General features: G+C 62.3%; 1 protein-coding gene. It reads right to left on the minus strand.

What is annotated here, in order from left to right:
* On the minus strand, positions 1–307 hold a 307-nt coding region (locus tag CRM90_RS30135; protein ID WP_142391505.1), incomplete at its 3' end, for a transposase.
* Positions 308–416: the final 109 nt, after the last annotated feature.

The raw sequence follows: 416 nt of genomic DNA on the forward strand, positions 1-416 counted from the left end.
TGGACACCCGGCTGAAGATAACGATGGCACGCTTAAGTTCTCGGATCTCCTGCTCAAGCTCTTTGACCTTCTGAGACTCGGCCGTTGTTACTCCGGGTTCGTACCCGTCGTCGATGTCGGCTTGGCGCACCCAGGAGCGCACCGACTCGACTCCGTAGCCGAGCTGGTGAGCGACCCGAGAAACGGTGCCCTGCTCAGTGCCGAGCTCCGCGCGCAACGCGCGGACCATCCGCACGGCTGCGGCCTTCTCCTCCGGGCTGTAACGGCGACTGGTCGGTTTCTTCCCCGACGACGATTCCGTGGGCATACCTGCATCCTCGTTTCCAAGGTCAGGAGCCTCCAGCATTTCCAGGGCGATTCAATGGGCGGGATCGGGTCAAGTGCCGATAACGCGCTCGCCGAATCGTTCAACGCCA

Source organism: Mycobacterium sp. ENV421 (assembly GCF_002887815.1).
Lineage (GTDB): Bacteria > Actinomycetota > Actinomycetes > Mycobacteriales > Mycobacteriaceae > Mycobacterium.